The sequence below is a fragment of the Bradyrhizobium sp. NAS80.1 genome, assembly GCF_001908205.1.
GTDB lineage: Bacteria > Pseudomonadota > Alphaproteobacteria > Rhizobiales > Xanthobacteraceae > Bradyrhizobium.
Map to the genome: position 1 here is coordinate 1 of NZ_LGHL01000357.1, position 1,189 is coordinate 1,189.

At 57.5% G+C, this 1,189-nt stretch carries 1 protein-coding gene; it reads left to right on the forward strand.

The genetic code is table 11. The annotated features are described in order from the left end of the window. The first annotated feature begins 231 nt into the window (after nucleotides 1-231). Nucleotides 232-1,020 (forward strand): hypothetical protein, encoded by a 789-nt coding sequence (locus AC629_RS43365; RefSeq protein ID WP_084810716.1) that lies wholly within the window; start codon nucleotides 232-234, stop codon nucleotides 1,018-1,020. Nucleotides 1,021-1,189: the final 169 nt, after the last annotated feature.

The window sequence follows — 1,189 nt, forward strand, 5'->3', positions numbered from 1 at the left end:
GCTTCCCATTGGCTTTGAGGACGATCCAGATGGCGGATGTGGCGCCTTTCACCTCATCGCGAGAATTTTGCGACCGCTCAGATTTTGAGTTTTTCAACACAATCGGCCAGAAGCTGACCTATCCATCTTGCACATTTGGCATTGTTCACTAGGCTGGCAGGGTCCCCCATCGCGTTCATGCTGCGACTTTGGGACGGCGAACGGGCAACCGCATCCAGGGGCGGTCGCGACATGAAAGAGCCTCGGCAAGACGCGGAAGAGCCGTTGCATGACCGCGCGTTGCTATTGCACGGACAAAAGCGCAACAAGGTGCTGACCCTGAAAGAGGTCCAGAGATACGGACGCGACAGCTTTTCTGATCCTGATTACATCCGGCTCTACGGCATGACTCCGCCGCAGTGGTACGCACGCGGCGTCCGATTACTCGGCCGAACTGCGGTCGAGTGCACGCGCGATCCGCTTGCCGATTGCATTGGGCGTGACGTCGCCACCGTTGCAGAGTCGCTACCGACCGGAACCCAGTGCCTGGTGGTCGATCCGTTCGCAGGCTCCTGCAATACGCTCTATTGGATCTTGCGACACGTCCGGCTGTCGCGCGGGATCGCTTTTGAGTTCGACTCCAAGGTCTATGAACTCACCAGACGAAACATAGGGGTGCTGGACCGAACGATCGACCTGATGCATGGCGATTACGAGTCCATGTTGGACCCGCATCATCTGCCACGCACTGACGCGATGATCATCTTTGTGGCTCCCCCTTGGGGAACTGCACTCGATGAGGCCGAGGGACTCGATCTGCGCCGCACCGAGCCGCCCATCACCGAGATCATCGCGCGAGTGGGGCAAACCTATCCTGATCGCCAGGTCCTGTTTGTAATTCAGGTCTACGAGAAGGTGAATGCGGGTTCGTTGACCGAACTGCACGCCAAGCTCGATTGGTCGCTGCTGAAGATCTACGACCTCAATGTTGCCGGGCGAAATCACGGAATTCTGCTGGGAACCAAGGGGTGGACACCGTGACGAGTACGTCGAAGGCGGTTTGACGGTACGCAAGAGGTGCCAGGTCCGCTATGGGTCTAGGCTGTGTGAAAACGCCGAGGCGCTTGATGGCGATAGAATAAGTTATTCGTCCACTTCCCTCTTACCGCCCGAACTCGCAAGCGCGCTCAACTTAAAGCACGAAATGAAG